This window comes from Chelonobacter oris, assembly GCF_000772535.1.
GTDB classification, from domain to species: Bacteria; Pseudomonadota; Gammaproteobacteria; order Enterobacterales; family Pasteurellaceae; genus Chelonobacter; species Chelonobacter oris.
The window spans coordinates 201,263-217,743 of record NZ_JSUM01000003.1 but is presented as its reverse complement, the minus strand read 5'-3'; the positions used below and the strand labels follow the sequence as shown (position 1 = coordinate 217,743).

The 16,481-nt window shown below is 47.4% G+C and carries 16 protein-coding genes; 8 read left to right on the top strand and 8 right to left on the bottom strand.

Annotation, left to right across the window (positions count from 1 at the left end; genetic code table 11):
* Positions 1-3 precede the first annotated feature (3 nt).
* From exbD to OA57_RS02380, 6 genes are read left to right on the top strand one after another with little or no spacing between them, the layout of a single operon-like run.
* Positions 4-423: a TonB system transport protein ExbD gene (gene exbD, locus OA57_RS02405; RefSeq protein ID WP_034612947.1), complete on the top strand. Its 420-nt coding sequence runs from the start codon at positions 4-6 to the stop codon at positions 421-423.
* 10 nt (positions 424-433) lie between these two features.
* Positions 434-1,252 (top strand): energy transducer TonB family protein, encoded by an 819-nt coding sequence (locus tag OA57_RS12230; RefSeq protein ID WP_052122338.1) that lies wholly within the window; start codon positions 434-436, stop codon positions 1,250-1,252.
* Between the two features lie 3 nt (positions 1,253-1,255).
* Positions 1,256-2,095 (top strand): heme/hemin ABC transporter substrate-binding protein, encoded by an 840-nt coding sequence (locus OA57_RS02395; RefSeq protein ID WP_034612944.1) that lies wholly within the window; start codon positions 1,256-1,258, stop codon positions 2,093-2,095.
* Between the two features lie 2 nt (positions 2,096-2,097).
* Positions 2,098-3,105 (top strand): FecCD family ABC transporter permease, encoded by a 1,008-nt coding sequence (locus tag OA57_RS02390; protein WP_034612940.1) that lies wholly within the window; start codon positions 2,098-2,100, stop codon positions 3,103-3,105.
* Positions 3,105-3,857, top strand: coding sequence for an ATP-binding cassette domain-containing protein (locus OA57_RS02385; protein WP_034612938.1), 753 nt, complete (start codon positions 3,105-3,107; stop codon positions 3,855-3,857). Before OA57_RS02390 ends, OA57_RS02385 begins: the two co-directional genes overlap by 1 nt.
* Before the next feature lie 56 nt (positions 3,858-3,913).
* On the top strand, positions 3,914-6,211 hold the full coding sequence (locus OA57_RS02380) for a TonB-dependent hemoglobin/transferrin/lactoferrin family receptor (protein ID WP_052122337.1): 2,298 nt from the start codon (positions 3,914-3,916) through the stop codon (positions 6,209-6,211).
* A gap of 83 nt (positions 6,212-6,294) precedes the next feature.
* On the opposite strand, the gene OA57_RS02375 is transcribed toward OA57_RS02380, so the two are convergent.
* Complete coding sequence (locus OA57_RS02375) at positions 6,295-7,047, bottom strand: SDR family oxidoreductase (RefSeq protein ID WP_034612934.1); 753 nt, start codon at positions 7,045-7,047, stop codon at positions 6,295-6,297.
* 228 nt (positions 7,048-7,275) lie between these two features.
* Here OA57_RS02375 and OA57_RS02370 point away from each other — a divergent pair, with 228 nt between their 5' ends.
* Positions 7,276-8,181, top strand: a complete 906-nt coding sequence (locus OA57_RS02370; RefSeq protein ID WP_034612932.1) for an EamA family transporter — start codon at positions 7,276-7,278, stop codon at positions 8,179-8,181.
* A gap of 61 nt (positions 8,182-8,242) precedes the next feature.
* On the opposite strand, the gene OA57_RS02365 is transcribed toward OA57_RS02370, so the two are convergent.
* From OA57_RS02365 to OA57_RS02335, 6 genes are all read right to left on the bottom strand, one after another.
* On the bottom strand, positions 8,243-9,703 hold the full coding sequence (locus OA57_RS02365; protein ID WP_034612929.1) for an NAD-dependent succinate-semialdehyde dehydrogenase: 1,461 nt from the start codon (positions 9,701-9,703) through the stop codon (positions 8,243-8,245).
* Between the two features lie 331 nt (positions 9,704-10,034).
* Complete coding sequence (locus OA57_RS02355) at positions 10,035-11,402, bottom strand: aspartate aminotransferase family protein (protein ID WP_034612924.1); 1,368 nt, start codon at positions 11,400-11,402, stop codon at positions 10,035-10,037.
* A 47-nt stretch (positions 11,403-11,449) separates the two neighbouring features.
* Complete coding sequence (locus OA57_RS02350; protein ID WP_034612922.1) at positions 11,450-12,217, bottom strand: amino acid ABC transporter ATP-binding protein; 768 nt, start codon at positions 12,215-12,217, stop codon at positions 11,450-11,452.
* A complete protein-coding gene (locus tag OA57_RS02345; RefSeq protein ID WP_034612919.1) occupies positions 12,210-12,878 on the bottom strand; it encodes an amino acid ABC transporter permease in 669 nt (222 codons plus the stop codon). Before OA57_RS02345 ends, OA57_RS02350 begins: the two co-directional genes overlap by 8 nt.
* Before the next feature lie 13 nt (positions 12,879-12,891).
* Complete coding sequence (locus OA57_RS02340) at positions 12,892-13,536, bottom strand: amino acid ABC transporter permease (protein ID WP_235424617.1); 645 nt, start codon at positions 13,534-13,536, stop codon at positions 12,892-12,894.
* A gap of 38 nt (positions 13,537-13,574) precedes the next feature.
* Complete coding sequence (locus tag OA57_RS02335; RefSeq protein WP_200883586.1) at positions 13,575-14,459, bottom strand: transporter substrate-binding domain-containing protein; 885 nt, start codon at positions 14,457-14,459, stop codon at positions 13,575-13,577.
* Between the two features lie 433 nt (positions 14,460-14,892).
* Between OA57_RS02335 and OA57_RS12940 the strand changes: the two genes are divergently transcribed.
* The gene (locus OA57_RS12940) at positions 14,893-15,018 is read left to right on the top strand and encodes a hypothetical protein (protein WP_407637068.1); all 126 of its coding nucleotides are present in this window, start codon (positions 14,893-14,895) and stop codon (positions 15,016-15,018) included.
* Between the two features lie 98 nt (positions 15,019-15,116).
* On the opposite strand, the gene OA57_RS02330 is transcribed toward OA57_RS12940, so the two are convergent.
* On the bottom strand, positions 15,117-16,457 hold the full coding sequence (locus tag OA57_RS02330) for a replication-associated recombination protein A (RefSeq protein ID WP_034613561.1): 1,341 nt from the start codon (positions 16,455-16,457) through the stop codon (positions 15,117-15,119).
* Positions 16,458-16,481 lie beyond the last annotated feature (24 nt).

Below are 16,481 nucleotides of genomic sequence, written 5' to 3'. Positions count from 1 at the left end.
ACCATGGCATTTCATTTTTCAGATCAATCCGAGCAAGAACAGGAGCTTTGCGAAATCAATGTGACCCCGTTTATCGATGTCATGTTGGTATTGCTGATTATTTTTATGGTCACCATTCCGCTGGCAACCGTGGCGGTGCCGATTGATTTGCCTGTTGCCCAAGCCGAAAGTAAACCGCACTTGCATAAACCGATCGTTTTATCGTTAAACCAACAGCATGAACTGTTTATCGGTGATGAGCCGTTGCAGGCTCAAGCGCTGGCAACCGCACTGGATCAACAAACCGACGGGCAAAAAGAAACGGTGATTTTCTTTCAAGTCGACAAAAGCGTGCCTTATGATGTGCTGATGAATGTCATGAATCAACTGCGCAACGCAGGTTATTTAAAAATCGGTCTGGTCGGTTTGGATCATTCACAATGAGCGACAGTGCATGATTATTGATATTCCGTCTTTTTGGGCACAAAAAAAATACCGCCTCTGGCTGTTTAACGGCTTGCTTGTCTGCTTTTTGCATATGGCGGCAATGCTGTTTTTACTCAAAAAAGAGATCACCGTGATCCCACCGGCTAATGCGGCGGTCATGCTTCAATTTTCCGATCCGCCGCAATCGATTGTCAGCATCAGCGATCTGCCGCTCGGACCGCCGCAGGTTATCACCCAAAACAGCCAAATTACCGATTCGGATACGCCGCCGCAGGAAGCCGAGACACCGAAAATCGAAGAAAACCCGTTTGTTGAACAGGCTGAAATCACGGTTAAAAAACAGGATACACCGAAAACGGCTGAAAAAAATAAACCGAACCGCAAACCGAAAAAGAAAAGCAAAAAAAGTGACAAGCCGAGCGATGTCAATTCGGTTGCTTCCGGTGAAAGTGTGAGCGCACCGCCCGACGGCACCGATCAACGGATCGCCTCCGAATACAACAGCGACGGCAGCAACAAACAGTTAGTCAGCAATTGGCAGGCACATTTGCGCGGACATTTGGCGCGCTATAAACGCTATCCCGAAACGGCATTAAAGCAGAAAATTGAAGGACGGCCGATTGTCCGCATTAAAATTGATATGTACGGCAATCTGCTGTCGGTTTCGCTCAAAAAAAGCGGTGGCAACAGCGCCTTGGATCACGAAGCCGTCAATACCATCAAACGGGCGTCACCATTGCCGAAACCGCCGCCGCAGATGATGAAACAAAAAAACAGTTTAACATTCAGTCTACCGATTGATTTTGCATTGAAAAATAAAGGATAACCGATGAAAAAATACCTATTCTGCAACTTAATCATGCTGCTTGCCTGCGGCACGGCAATCGCCAACGAACGGATTATATCCATCGGTGCCGGCATAACTGAATTATTAACCGAGCTGGGGGCGCAGCATGACATTATTGCCGTCGATTCAACCAGCCGACGCTTTGCCGAACAGCAGAATGTGCCGATTTTAGGTTATCAGCGTAATTTGAGCACGGAAGGCATTTTGTCGCGCCGACCGACACTGGTAATCGGCAGCGAAGAGATGGGGCCGAAAACGGTATTAGCCCAATTAAAACAGGCAAACATCAAAATTCAGGTATTGAAAAATACCGCCAACGATATTGAAGACTTACACAGCCATATCCGAACACTGGCAGCCCTGCTCGACAAAACGGCGCAAGGAAAACGACTTTTAACCCGAATTGAACAACAGCAGCAACGCATTCAAGCCCTGCAACGCGCTCCGGTCGACGCCTTGTTTTTAATGCTCGCCGATAAGCAACAGATTTTTGCCGGCGGCAGCGATACGACCGTCAACGGCATGTTGAATGTAATGCGGTTAAACAATCTTGCCGGCGACAAAACCACTTACTTTCCCTATTCGGTTGAAGCGGTATTACAACAGCAACCGAAGGTTTTACTGATTTCCGAACGCAGTCTGGCGCAAAATCTCAATCAAATTTTACAAAAACACCCTTTTTTAAGCCGATTAAGTGCGGTACAAAATCAGTGTGTTTTTACCCTTGACGGGCAAGCATTGCTCGGTGGGTTCAACCTGTCCAGCCTGAACGAAGCCGAACGGATTACGCAACAAATTGCCGACAATCCACGCTGTCATTAACGATGAAAATGCCTTTTCACGCTTTTCTTACCGTGAGTTGCGTACTGCTCGCTCTGCTTACCGCTTTGTCACTGGCAATCGGCGCGGTTGATCTTGCATTGACTCAGGTGCTGACCGCTCTTGTCGGGCAAGGCGACGACAGCACCGTTTTTATTTTGCAAGAATTGCGTGTGCCGCGCACGCTGCTCAGTATGTTCATCGGCGGCATTCTGGGGCTTTGCGGCGCAGTCTTACAAGGGCTGTTCCGCAATCCGCTGGCTGATCCCGCCATTATCGGCGTTAGCGCCGGAGCGGCGTTGGGCGCCGCCATTGCCATTGTACTGCTGCCGCAAGGGATTTTGCTGTGGAACGGCATTAGCCCGATTTCACTGTTTGCCTTTTTCGGCGGTTTGGGCGCAACCCTGTTTGTTTATCATATCGGACGCAGTAGTTCCGGCACACGCATGACGCTGGTGTTATTGAGCGGGATCGCTATCGGATCTCTCGCCTTTGCCTTCTTGGGGATCTTACAGTTTGTTGCCGATGATCGCGCCCTGCGTGAACTGAGCATGTGGCAGCTCGGTTCATTGGCACAAGGCAATCAAAGTGCGGTTTTACTATGCGGATCGGCGTTCGGTTTACTGTTTTGGCGCTTTAAACGGCAGACCAATGCGCTGAATGCACTACTGTTGGGCGATTTGGAAGCCAAGCATTTAGGTATTCAAGTCGACAAGATCAAATACCGTTGTATTTACCTGACCGCACTTGGCATCGGCATTGCGGTTTCCGTTTCCGGCATGATCGGGTTTATCGGCTTAATTGTCCCCCATATTTGCCGCACGCTCTTGGGGCCGAATCATAAAACCCTTTTGCCTGCCAGTGCATTGGTCGGTGCAATGCTGTTACTTTCCGCCGATATTCTGGCACGTAAACTGGCGGCGCCGGCAGAAATTCCGATCGGCATTTTGACCGCACTGCTCGGCTCGCCGTTTTTTATCGTATTGCTGATTCGCAACAAAGGAAAATTGTAATGCTGAAAATTGAGGGACTGCATGTTCAGTGTAAACAAAAAACATTACTAACCGTCATGGATCTGGAAATAGAAGCCGGAAACTGTGTCGGCGTTCTTGGCGCAAACGGCGCCGGCAAATCCACGTTATTGAAAAGTATCGGACAAGATATGCGTTATCAGGGGAAGATCACTTGGCAACAACACAATTTAGCCGGTTGTCAGACGGAAAAATTGGCACAAAAGCTGGTTTTCATGCCGCAGCACAGTCTGCTGAATTTTGCCTTCCGTGTACAGGAAATCATCGAAATGGGCTTTTTCATGCACGCACTGACAAAAACCGAACAACAGGCTGTTTTAACCGAGGTCGCCGCCAAATTCGGATTAACTGCTCTGTTACAACAAAATTATCTTCACCTTTCCGGCGGTGAAAAACAACGGGTGCAAGCCGCCCGTATTTGGGCGCAAATTTCAGGCTCGGCGCAATCCAAACTTATTTTACTGGACGAGCCGACCAGTGCGCTCGACTTAAAATACCAACACATTTTTCTACAACAGGCTCGCCAACTGAGCTTACAGCGGCATTTGGTCTTGATCGTATTGCACGACCTCCACCTCGCCGCCCGTTATTGCAATCGGGTTTTATTACTGCACGACGGCAAACCCTTCCGTTATGGCGATACGACCGACATGATGACCGCCGACAATATCTACGCCCTGTACGGCCATCACGTTGAAGTCTACCGCCATGAAAACGGCATTCGGATACGATAGTTTTTGCGCTATTTTCGCTTTTATATTAACCCATATCAATGCAAGAGATTACCGACATGAAAAATACACTCTTTCCTGTTTTTTTACTGGCGTCATTATTGAGCGATAGCGCCAAAGCCGAAGAAACCGCACTGGAAGAAGTACAAGTCAATACCGACTACAGCGGCAAATTAACTGAAACCGCTAAAAATCGGCAGCAGATCCGGCAAGAATTAATCGGCAGCTCGCAGGATTTGGTGCGCTACACCGCTGATGTCGGCATCGCCGATAACGGGCGGCACAATAAAGGCTTTACATTACGCGGTGTGGAAGGAAACCGTGTCGGCTTGAGTATCGACGGTGTGGCACTCCCCGATTCGGAAGAAAACTCGCTCTACAGCCGCTACGGAAACTTTAACAGCGCACGGTTAAATATCGATCCCGAACTGATCCGCCGCATTGAAATCGGACAAGGCGCCGATTCTTTCAATTACGGCAGTGGTGCATTGGGCGGTGCGGTCAATTACCGCACTTTGTCCTCGCACGATCTTATTCAAGCCGACAATCGGGCAGGTGCATTATTTAGAAGCGGTTACCGCAGTAAAAACCGTGAATTTACCCATACCTTCGGGCTGGCGCTGAATAAAAATAAGGTTGATATGATCCTGCTCTACAGCCAACGCCACGGTCATGAGCTGAAAAGCGCCGTCAACGGCGAGGATATTAACGGTTCGGCTCGCGGTGTGCCCGATCCGTCCAGCCATCGTTACCATGCCTGGCTGGCAAAATTGGGCTACCGTTTCAACAATCGGCACCGTATCGCTTTCGAAACACACGGCCAGAAAGGCTCGAATTATATCGATGAAAAATCCTATGTGCTGTTCGGCAGCCAATGGCGTGAAGCAGATGATCGACATCAACGCCAAAGCTATCGTCTGTCTTATGAATTCACGCCCGAATCCACCTATCTGAATGCCCTTAAATTGCATTATGACTTGCAAAAAACCGAGATCGCATCAGTCAGCTATAAAGGCGGCAGAGATTGGAAAAGTGAGCGAAAAGTATTGGCTGAAATCTACGATCGCAGCATGAACACCAAATTTAACCAATTTTCATTCGAACTGCAAAGCCGACCGCTAACGCTCTTCGATACACAGCATGAATTTAGATTCAGCGGTGCATTGGGCAAACGCGATTTTGAAAACAGTAATCTGGATACCTTAATATTGTCCCGCGGTCCATCTCGGGTTTCCGGCACTATTCAACATCCGGTGAAAACAAGCTTATTTCATCTGAGCGTACTTAACCATATCAATTGGCACGAGAATTTCGCCAGCCGTCTGGGAATTCGTTACGATTCAAATCGGTTAACACCGCAGTCCTTAAATGCAGCATGTCATAATTGCCAAGATAAGATACCGCCGGCAAAGAGCTTTGACGGTTTCAGCATTTTGCTGGGAGCGGATCTGTTTTTAACGCCGTCATGGCTGCTCAGCTATGATCTGACGTCCGGTTTCAGAACGCCGTCCGCCTCCGAAATGTACTTCACATTCGATAAAAATGACGCCGGTCGCTGGCTGGCAAATCCGGCATTAAAGAAGGAAAAAAGTCTGAACCATTCATTGACGCTCAATGGTGAAGGTGCTTTAGGCAGCTTAAAAATCACCGTTTATCATAACCGTTATAAACATTTCCTGCACGAGCAAGAAACCGTGACAAAAGAAGCCAATCCGTTCTACGACCCTGCGGGCTGTTTTTTCTACGGCGGGCGTGATGTCTGCCAAAAAGAGAAAGCGATTTTAAGCCGGCAAATGGTTAATCTCGACAAAGCAAGCATTAACGGTATCAGTATTCAGGGCGAATTAAAATTGAATGAAGTCAGCGCGTTGCCCGAGGGATTGGTGTTAAACGGAACGCTAGGCTACAGTAAAGGAAAACTATCGAATAATGCCTCACTGTTATCTATCCAGCCGCTTAAAGTGGTGCTGGGGCTGGGGTATGATCAACCGAACGGTAGTTGGGGGCTGCACGGCAAATGGACATATTCCGCAGCCAAAAAAGAGAAAGAGGCAATGATTTATAAAAATAATTTCAGCTATCGGACAGGCGGTTATGACGAAAGCCGTCGGCCTTATCCCTACCTCAACCAATCCGCAACATTATTTGACGTTTACGGCTATGTGGCGTTGTCCAAAAATATCACGCTGCAAGGCGGTATATATAACGTATTTAACCGTAAATACCAAAGCTGGGATCGTTTAAGGGGCATCAATATTCACAGCACTACCAATACGGTTGATCGTGACGGAAAAGGCCTAGCCCGTTTCTACGAGCCGGGGCGCAACTACGTTGTCAATTTGGAAATTAAGCTATAGTCAAGCGCCGTTTGGTTGCGGCGCTTGAATTATCAAGGGTTATTTTTTCTGTTTATCGTGCCGTGTGACACACAAAGTGCGGTTCAGCTCCCTTTTTTCTTGACCGCCAATCCGGCAGACGCTTGTGCGACCGGCATAATTTCAATGCGGTTGACATTCATATGCGCCGGACACTCGGCTATCCAGACTACTGTCCGAGCAATATCCTGCGGCGTAATATAGTCAACATCGGCATATAAATCCGCCGCTTTTGCATCATCACCGTGAAAACGGACATTGGAGAACTCCGTACCGCCGCACAATCCGGGCTCAATATTGGAAACCCGCACCGCCGTACCGAGTAAATCGGCTCTTAAATTCAGACTAAACTGTTTAACAAACGCTTTAGTACCGCCGTAAACATTGCCGCCCGGATAAGCATAACTGCCGGCAATCGATCCCAGATTGATGATGTGCCCGCGGTTTCGGCTCACCATGCCAGGCAAAATGGCATGAGTCACGGTTAACAATCCGTTGATATTGGTCGCAACCATTTTTTTCCAGTCATCGAGTGAGCTTTTTTGCGCCGGTTCGATCCCTAATGCCAAGCCGGCATTATTCACCAACAGATCGATCGCCTGCCATTCCGGCGGCAAGCCGGCAACGGCATCTAATGTTGCCTTTTCGTCGGTAATATCAAAAGCCAATACCCGACAGGCATCTCCCAACTCCGCTTGCAATACCGCCAACCGCTCTTGCCTGCGGGCGGTAATAATCACTTTATGGCCGTGTTCAACCAACAAACGGGCAATAGCCGTGCCGAATCCGGCACTGGCACCGGTAACAAGTGCAATCATAATGTTCTCCTCTAGCAGTAAAAAAAATCTGTTTAAACAATAACAGCAATTAATAATAAAACAAACAATATAGCCATTTAATGAACAAAACAATAAAAAAAGATTCATTATCAAAATAAAAATTAAAAATACCACAAATTAATTAAATGAAAACAAAAAATAAATAGACGAAAAAACAACATTGTATTATCCTGATTTTACAAAACGAATTGATATGGAGCGATAGCCATGCTGATACAGGACAAGATTGCAGCCTTTATCGTCATTTTCATTTGGGGCATTAACTTCTATTTTATGAAGCTGGCCGTAGCGGAAGTGGATCCCATGTTGCTCGGTTTTTTACGTTTTTCAATGGTGTTGCTGCCTGCAATCTTTTTTATCAAAAAACCGAATATCAAATGGAAATGGCTTTTGCTCTACGGATTTATCGGTAATTTTGCCCAATTTGCCTTCATGTTCAGTGCGATAGCACTCGATCTCCCGACCTCACTGGCCTCATTGGTGGTGCAATCTCAGGCCTTTTTCAGCGTGCTGATTGCGGCTTTCGTGTTGGGTGAACGAGCGCGGAAGAACGAATGGATTGCGATGATCATTGCTGCCGTCGGGCTTTTATTAATTGCCTTGGGGCAGACCTATTCCCACGTCCCGCTGATCGGGTTACTAATGGTGCTCGGTTCCGCACTCTCTTGGGCGATTGGCAACATTATTGTCAAAAAAATAGGCAAAACCCATCCCCTCGGGTTGGTTCTGTGGGGAAACCTGCTGACGCCATTTTGGTTTTTACTCTTTTCGCTGTATCAGCATGGCGCCCCGCACGTTGCTTCCAGCCTGCAATTGCTCAGTTGGAAAGGCTGGCTGTCATCGGCATTTTTGGCCTATTTCGCCACCCTGATAGGATACGGATTATGGGTTTATTTACTCGCCAAGTATAGCGCCGGAAAAATTACCCCGTTATCACTCTGGGTACCGGTGGTCAGCATGATTTTCGCCTTTCTGCTTTTACATGAAACGTTAAATTCTTGGCAATTATCAGGTTCTGCCGTGATTATGTTAGGGCTTTTTATTCATTTGTTCGGGCAAAAAATCGCATTTTTCAAAACCAATCGCCCTCTTGATACGCATAAAAAGGGATAGGAAGCCGCTGATTGCGGCAACGTTACCGCTTAATTTTCAAAACCCAAACCGCACTTTGTCTTTATTTGTCCAAACCGCCCAGTAAGGTATATTTGATTTCCAAATAATCTTCAATCCCGTATTTCGAACCTTCGCGCCCCAGACCGGATTGTTTCACACCGCCGAACGGTGCGGCTTCATTAGACAAAATTCCGCTGTTTACCCCGACCATACCGTACTCCAATCCTTCCGACACCCGTATAATCCGTCCGATATCACGGCTGTAAAAATAGGATGCCAAACCGAACTCAGTATCATTGGCGGCATCAATGACTTCTTCTTCGGTTTCAAATTTGAAGATCGGCGCCAGCGGGCCGAATGTTTCTTCTTTGGCAACTTTCATCTCGGCAGTGACATCACGAAGGATCGTCGGTTGATAAAACAACCCTCCCTGCTCGGCCGCCGCCCCGCCACAAACCAGTTCGGCTCCTTTTGCCAGCGCATCGGCAATATGCTCGCCCACTTTATCAACCGCACTTTTATCAATCAACGGGCCAAACGTAACCCCAGTGTGCAAACCGTTCCCGATTTTCAACTGCGCAACCGCTTGCCGGAAGAGGGTGACAAATTCATCATATACCTCGGACTGAACATAGATTCGATTAGCACAAACACAGGTTTGCCCGGCATTGCGAAATTTACACGCCATTGCGCCCTCAACCGCCGCTGTTAAATCGGCATCATTGAAAACAATAAACGGCGCATTGCCCCCTAACTCCAGAGAGACTTTTTTGATTGTTGAAGCACATTGCTGCATCAATATGCGTCCGACTTGAGTAGAGCCGGTAAAACTGAATTTTTTGACTCGCTCATCTTCCGTCAATACTTTCCCGATTTGTGTCGCACTGCCGGTAATCACATTAAACACACCGGCCGGTATTCCCGCACGCTCCGCCAACTCGGCTAACGCCAAAGCTGACAACGGCGTTTGCGATGCCGGGCGGATAATAAAAGTACAACCTGCCGCCAGTGCAGGCGCAGCTTTGCGGGTTATCATCGCATTCGGAAAATTCCACGGTGTAATGGCTGCACAAACACCGATCGGTTGTTTAGTAACAAAAATGCGCTTGTCTATACTCGGTGCCGGAATCGTATCACCGTAAATCCGTTTCGCCTCTTCCGCATACCATTCGATATACGCTGCACCATACAGCACCTCGCCCTCCGCTTCTGCCAGCGGTTTGCCCTGTTCAACGGTCAAAATCACAGCCAAATCTTTTTTATGCCGTACGATGAGATCAAACCAGTTGCGCAATAGCCGGCTCCGCTCCTTGGCGGTTTTCTGCCGCCAATCTTTTAATGCTTTTTTAGCCGCCGCAACCGCTTCCGTTGCTTCTTGCCCCGTCATTTTCGGCACCTCTGCGATTTTATCGCCGCTTGCCGGGTTAAATACCGATATGGTTTCACCGCTCAATGCCTGACGCCATTGTCCGTCAATATAACATTGGTTTTTCAACAAAGTGTGATCATCGAGCTGCAACATAATCTCTCCTTTTATGTTTTATCTGTTCCTTCCGCCAATCAAACCGGTTGTTGTAACACCGTTCATATTACAGCGTTGTGTAATACCGCACAGTAACGCATTTTCCGATAAGGTTTTATCGATTGTACTGCATCAAAAAGCAAAACAATACTATAGTGATCACAAAGTCGGAACAACACGGGCAAAATATACCGATATAGTGCTTTTGCAAAATCTTGATAACCTGCCGTCGTGTTATGTCGGCAAATATTTCGGTGAAGTTATGCTATTCAAAAAAATGTTCGCAAAGGGATACTTTGCGAACATAATGATCTAATCACCACGCACGGATTTAATCGGCATAGCGATCGGCAATCTCCAATGCTTTATCAATTACTTCAAGCCCTTGAATCAATTGCGCCTCGCTAATATTCAACGGCGGCGCAATATGAATACGGTTGAAATGATGGAACGGCCACACACCTTGTTTCTTGCATTCGGCAACCACTTCCAAGATCGGGACATACTGTTCCGGTGTCGGGTTAAACGGCACCAGCCCTTCACGACTTTGCCGGTTTTTAACCAGTTCAATCGCCCAAAACATACCGATGCCGCGACATTCGCCCACGGATTTGTGTTTGGAGGCTATCTCGGCCAATTTCGGTTTAATCACTTTTTCTTCCAATGTTTTCACATTTTCCAAGATATTTTCCTGAGCGAAAACCTCAAAGGTGGCCACACCCGGCGCGCAAGCCAGCGGATGTCCGGAATATGTCAGTCCGCCCGGATAAGCCCGCTCTTTGAACGTATCATAAATTTTCTCCGAAATAATCACCCCGCCCAACGGCACATAGCCTGAGTTAACCCCTTTGGCAAACGTCAGCAAATCCGGCACGACATCAAAATTTTCTACCGCAAACAATGTTCCGGTACGGCCGAATCCCACCATGACTTCATCAGCAATATAGCAAATGCCGTAACGCTCACAAATAGCTTTCAGTCCTTTTAAATACCCCTTCGGCGGCACCAAAACGCCGTTTGTTCCGACCACGGTTTCCAGAATAACGGCGGCAATCGTCTGCGGACCTTCCAATTGAACCACCGCTTCAAAATGCGCCAAAGCCCGTTCGCATTCTTGCTCTTCCGTTTCTGAATTAAATGGACTGCGGTACAGATAAGGCCCGAAACAGTGTACCACCGAACCGTCTGTCGGCTCACTCTGCCAACGTCTCGGATCGCCAGTCAGGGCAATTGCCGTTGACGTCGAACCGTGGTAAGAACGATACAACGAAATGACTTTTCTGCGCCCGGTATGTACCCGAGCCATCCGCACCGCATTTTCGTTCGCATCGGCCCCACCATTGGTAAAGAACACATGGTTCAAATCGCCGGGTGCCGCTTCGGAAATCAATTTAGCCAGTTTACTACGCGTTTTATTCGCCATTGCCGGTTGAATCGTCGCCAGTGAAGTTGCCTGATCAACAATCGCTTGTACCAGTTTAGGGTGTTGATGCCCCAGATTAACATTCACCAACTGTGATGAAAAATCCAGATATTGTTTGCCGTCATAATCCCAGAAAACGGATCCTTTAGCACCGGCAACCGGTAACGGATTCAACTTCCCTTGTGCGGACCAAGAGTGGAAAACATAAGCCCTGTCATCTGCAACGACTGCTTTCCCCAATGCAGGATCTTTTGTCGCTTGTACCAATTCATTCATAGAATACTCCTTAAGTTGTCGTTTGTTTTCAAAATCCAATTACCATCTTATGCGGCGCTGTAGCGCCCCAAGAATTGCTTTAACCTTTCCGATTTGGCTTGTGTGAAGAATATTTCCGGTTCCGCCTGCTCTACAACCAAGCCTTTATCCATAAACACCACCTTATCGGATACCTGACGGGCAAATTCCATTTCGTGCGTCACCACGATCATGGTGTAGCCCTCTTCCGCCAGCGACTTCATCACCGCCAACACTTCATTGACCAATTCCGGATCCAGTGCTGATGTCGGTTCATCAAATAAAATCACTTCCGGTTTCATGGCCAACGCCCGCGCTATCGCCACCCGCTGTTTCTGCCCGCCGGAAAGCGACCAAGGATAGGCATCTTTTTTATGCGCCATACCGACTTTTTCCAGCAATTCTTCTGCATAGGCAATCGCTTCCGCTTTCGGCACTTTCTGTACATGAACCGGCGCTTCAATCACATTGCCTAAAATCGTCAAGTGCGGCCACAAATTGAAACTCTGAAAAACCATTGCGGTTTTGGCTCGAATTTTTGCCAACTGGCTTTGCGGTTGCGGCAGATTTTTCTCCGTCACCCCAATACGTTTACCCGCAATCTCGATTTTTCCCCTGTCCGGCGTTTCCAGCCAGTTAATACAGCGTAATAGTGTGGATTTCCCGGAACCGGAAGGCCCCAATACGCTGACGGTCTGCCCTTTTTCGACCGTAATCGAGATGTCGCGTAAAACTTCTATATCATCAAAACTCTTGGATAAATGGCTGATTTTTACCGCCGGGATTGTTTTATTCATAACTAATTCCTTTTTTAATCGCAATTCTGTCCACTAATTTCATTGCCGTATCAATCAGAATACACACTACCCAGTACAACCCGATTGCCACAATAAACGCTTCCAGAGGAATAAAATAAATTGATTGAATCGAAGAGGCGGCGCTGGTCAGCTCTTTTACGGTAATAATCGTCAAGAACGCCGTATCCTTCAGCAAATAAATCAATTGATTTCCTAACAGCGGTCCGCTACGTAAAAAGATCTGCGGTAAAATCAAATACCGCATCATGCTGTATTTACCGTAACCGTGAGCCAATGCCGCATCGACTTGTCCGCGTGGAACCGTCGCTCTCAATCCGCGTAAAATTTCAGCAAAATAAGCGCCGTGGTACGTCGTCAGTGCCACAATCCCCGCCGTCCAAGCGTCTAGCCTCACGCCGAGCGCCGGCAAGCCGTAATAAAGCAGATAGGCGTAAATCAAGAACGGCAGCATCCGCATGATATCGATTAAAAAAATCAGGCATCTGCGCAACGGATGGCGGGCATTGCCCTCCAATAAGAAGATCATCACAATACCGATGATTGCCGCCAACCCCAGCGATATACCGAATAGCGCCAACGTATTGTAGAATCCGGCCAATAGTGTTTCGCGCTGTTCCCATAAAATGCTCCAACTGTCCATAAATACCTCCCTGTCACATGGACAAACGATAGACAAACCGTTCGCTCCAACGCTGTAATTTCAACATTACCCCCATCAACAGCATATACATGGCACAAGCAACCAAAATAGGCGGAAGCGGTTCGTAAGTTACAGCGGAAATTTGGTTGGTGACACGGGTCAAATCAACCACACCGATCACCGCAATCGCCGGACTGGCTTTAATCAGAAACGTCATTTCATTAACCAACGCCGGCAAGCTGGTTAGAAACATTTGCGGTAACGTAATTCTGCGGAAAGTAAGCCAGCGGGTCATGCCTGCCGCTTTTGCCGCTTCCAACTGTTCTCTGGGAAAAGAGAGAAACGCACTGCGCCAGATCTCTGCATTAAATGCCGAGGTATTGATTGTCAAAGCGATAATCGCGGTGGTGATCCGATCCAGTTCCAAGCCCAACTCGGGCATTCCCAGAAAAACGAACAGAACAATCGTCACTAACGGCGTAGCCCGTGCCAAGCTGACGTAAAAAGCCAGACATTGAGTGATAACGGGAATCTTCAAATTACGGATCAGGGCGATAAAAAGCCCAATCACAATACCAATCAAAATAGCAGACAGCGATATCCACAACGTTGTCAAACCGCCGTCCAGCAACATTATCCATTCACTTTTTCCCATCATCACACTCCCTTGTTGAGCCCGAATAATCGGGCTGCTTTTTATTCTGCTTCTTTTACTACGGTCAGCTCGTTATATTGTTCGACACTGGTAATCGGTTGCGTCGGCAGATCCGGGAAGGCTTGCCCGAACCATTTTTCCTGTAATTCAGCCAATTTTCCGCTTTCACGCATCTTGTTCAAAAATTCGGTGAAAAAGCCTAACAACGACTCATTACCTTTTGGAACCGCCCAAGCATGAAATCCCGCGCCGGAGACCGCCGGCCCCACTTTGAATACATTACTTCGTTTGATAGATAAGGTTTTTGCCGGCACAAAACTGTTAATCACATAGTCCAAGCGACCATTGGCTAAATCGGCATAGGCTTCCGGATAAGAGGTGTATTCGATAACCTCACCCAGTTTGCCGCCGCTGTCTTTCAACAGTTGTTCCAATTCCGGTAAACGGGTCAACAACACGCTGCCCGCCTGTACGCCGAGGGTTTTACCGCTTAAATCGGCTGCGGTTTTCACACTGTCATCATTGGCGCGCAATATCGCCATATGTTGTGCCGAAGCGATCGGCGGTGCAAAATCAAAACGTGCCAAGCGTTCGGTCGATACGATGGAGCCGGTGATCGCAGCATCATATTTTCCGGTGGTAACGGCAGGCAATAATCCTGTCCACGGCATGATTTCCTGTCTGACTTCAAAAGGCGCATAAGCCTTCAATTCGGCAACCATATCGTTAGTAAATCCGCCCGGCTTTCCGCCTTCTATGATTTCAAAAGGGGCATAATTATCTTCGGTTGCTATACTCATATAACCCCGACTTTTTATCTCATCCAGAGTCGCGGCATGAGCAGCGGCGGAAAACAATAAAGCCGTAGTAATCCCTTTCAATAAGGTCTTAAACATACCGGTTCCGGAAACGATCATTGTGTTCATAAAATACTCCTTGTTTATGGATAACGACATAGGCATGAAAATAAAGTTTATTTATTAATACCACTCAAAATATAAATTATCAACATCGAAATGCCAAATAAATAAAACAATAATCAACAAAATAAACTCAATGATAGAGTTTATTCAATTTTATTGTGAAATTATTAATTTGTATTTAAAAATATTCAGAAGATGGTTTTGAACCGGAGTACGACAGTAAAAGAGGCAGGAAAGTGCGGTTACGCTTGATATGAAAATACAACAGCGGATAGAAGCGTATATGTAGAATCTACAAAAAACCGACATAAACACCATGCCCCATCCGCGCCATATCTGCAAAAACAGACAGATTTCCGCACCGGATTGGCTGCCTATGAAGAGCATCTGCACCCATTGTTTATTTGGGTGAAAACGGTTTTAAAAGCAATTTTGGCTGCCGCCTTACAGCGCTGACTTGAACCGGATTGAAAAAATGTGGGCGTGGATTAAAAAGCTTAGGCGGAAGTGGCGGCTTGCTTGTGTGAAAACTTTGCTGTTTTGGTTTTTAACGCTTGTGTAAGTTTTTATTGATTTGACGATAAACTTTGTTGATGACGTCGGAATAAGGCAGGCGTAATACGGTTCGACCCTGATAGCAAACTGATGGAAAAGTGCGGTTTATTTATACCGCACTTTGTCGCTTTGTTGATCCTGCTGTGCCAGCCAATCGAGTTTTTGCTTGATTTTGGCTTCCATCCCGCGTTCACTCGGATAATAGTAACGGCTGTCTTTCAACTCGGGCGGAAAATAATTTTCGCCGGCGGCATAAGCATTTGCTTCATCATGGGCATAACGGTATTCATCGCCGTAACCCAATGACTTCATCAGTTTAGTCGGCGCATTGCGCAAGTGCATCGGCACATCATAATCCGGCGATTGCAATGCCAGCTGTTTGGCTGCATTAAAGGCAAGATAAACCGCATTGCTTTTCGGTGCGACCGCCAGATAAACGATCGCCTGTGCAATCGCACGCTCACCTTCCGCCGCCCCGACACGGGTATAGCAATCCCATGCGCTGATCGCCACCTGCATTGCACGCGGATCGGCATTGCCGATGTCTTCGGAAGCAATTGCCAATAATCGCCTTGCGACGTATAACGGATCACCACCTGCCGTAATAATTCGGGCATACCAATACAGTGCGGCATCAGGAGCTGACCCCCGAATGGATTTGTGTACTGCTGAAATAAGATCGTAATAGCGATCGCCTTGCTTATCAAAACGCGCTTGCCGTTCGCCCAAAACGTCGGCCAACAACTGTCGGCTCAACAGCTTGCCGCTCGGCGTATCGTCCGCCATATCGACCATTAATTCTAAACAATTCAACGCCAAACGAGCATCACCGTGTACATAATCAGCCAACATCGCCAGCAGATTATCTTCAAGTTCAATACATTGCTCTCCCAGTCCGTTTTCATGATCGCTTAAGGCATGTTGTAGAATCTGTTCAATTTCCGTTTCATTCAGTGCTTTTAGCAGATAAACTCGTGCACGCGACAGCAATGCGCTGTTTAGTTCAAATGAGGGATTTTCAGTAGTGGCGCCAATAAAAATAATGGTGCCGTCTTCAATATTCGGCAAAAAGGCATCTTGCTGGCTTTTATTGAAACGATGTACTTCATCGACAAACAAAATTGTTCGACGCTCTGTCAGTTTATTTTGTCTGGCACGTTCAATGGCTTCACGAATCTCTTTCACGCCGCCGGTAACTGCGGAAATTCGCTCTACTTCGGCATTGATCCGGTGTGCCAAGATTTCCGCCAGTGTGGTTTTGCCGGTGCCGGGCGGTCCCCACAAAATCATCGAATGAATATGCCCAGCCTCGATCGCTTTGCGCAACGGCTTGCCTGCCGCCAATAAATGCGACTGACCGAAATAATTTTCCAGTGTTGTCGGCCGCATTCTGGCAGCAAGCGGGCGGAAATCGCTTTCTGCAAAATCAAACGACAGATTGTCCACACCTTTTGCCATCAATGACCCCGA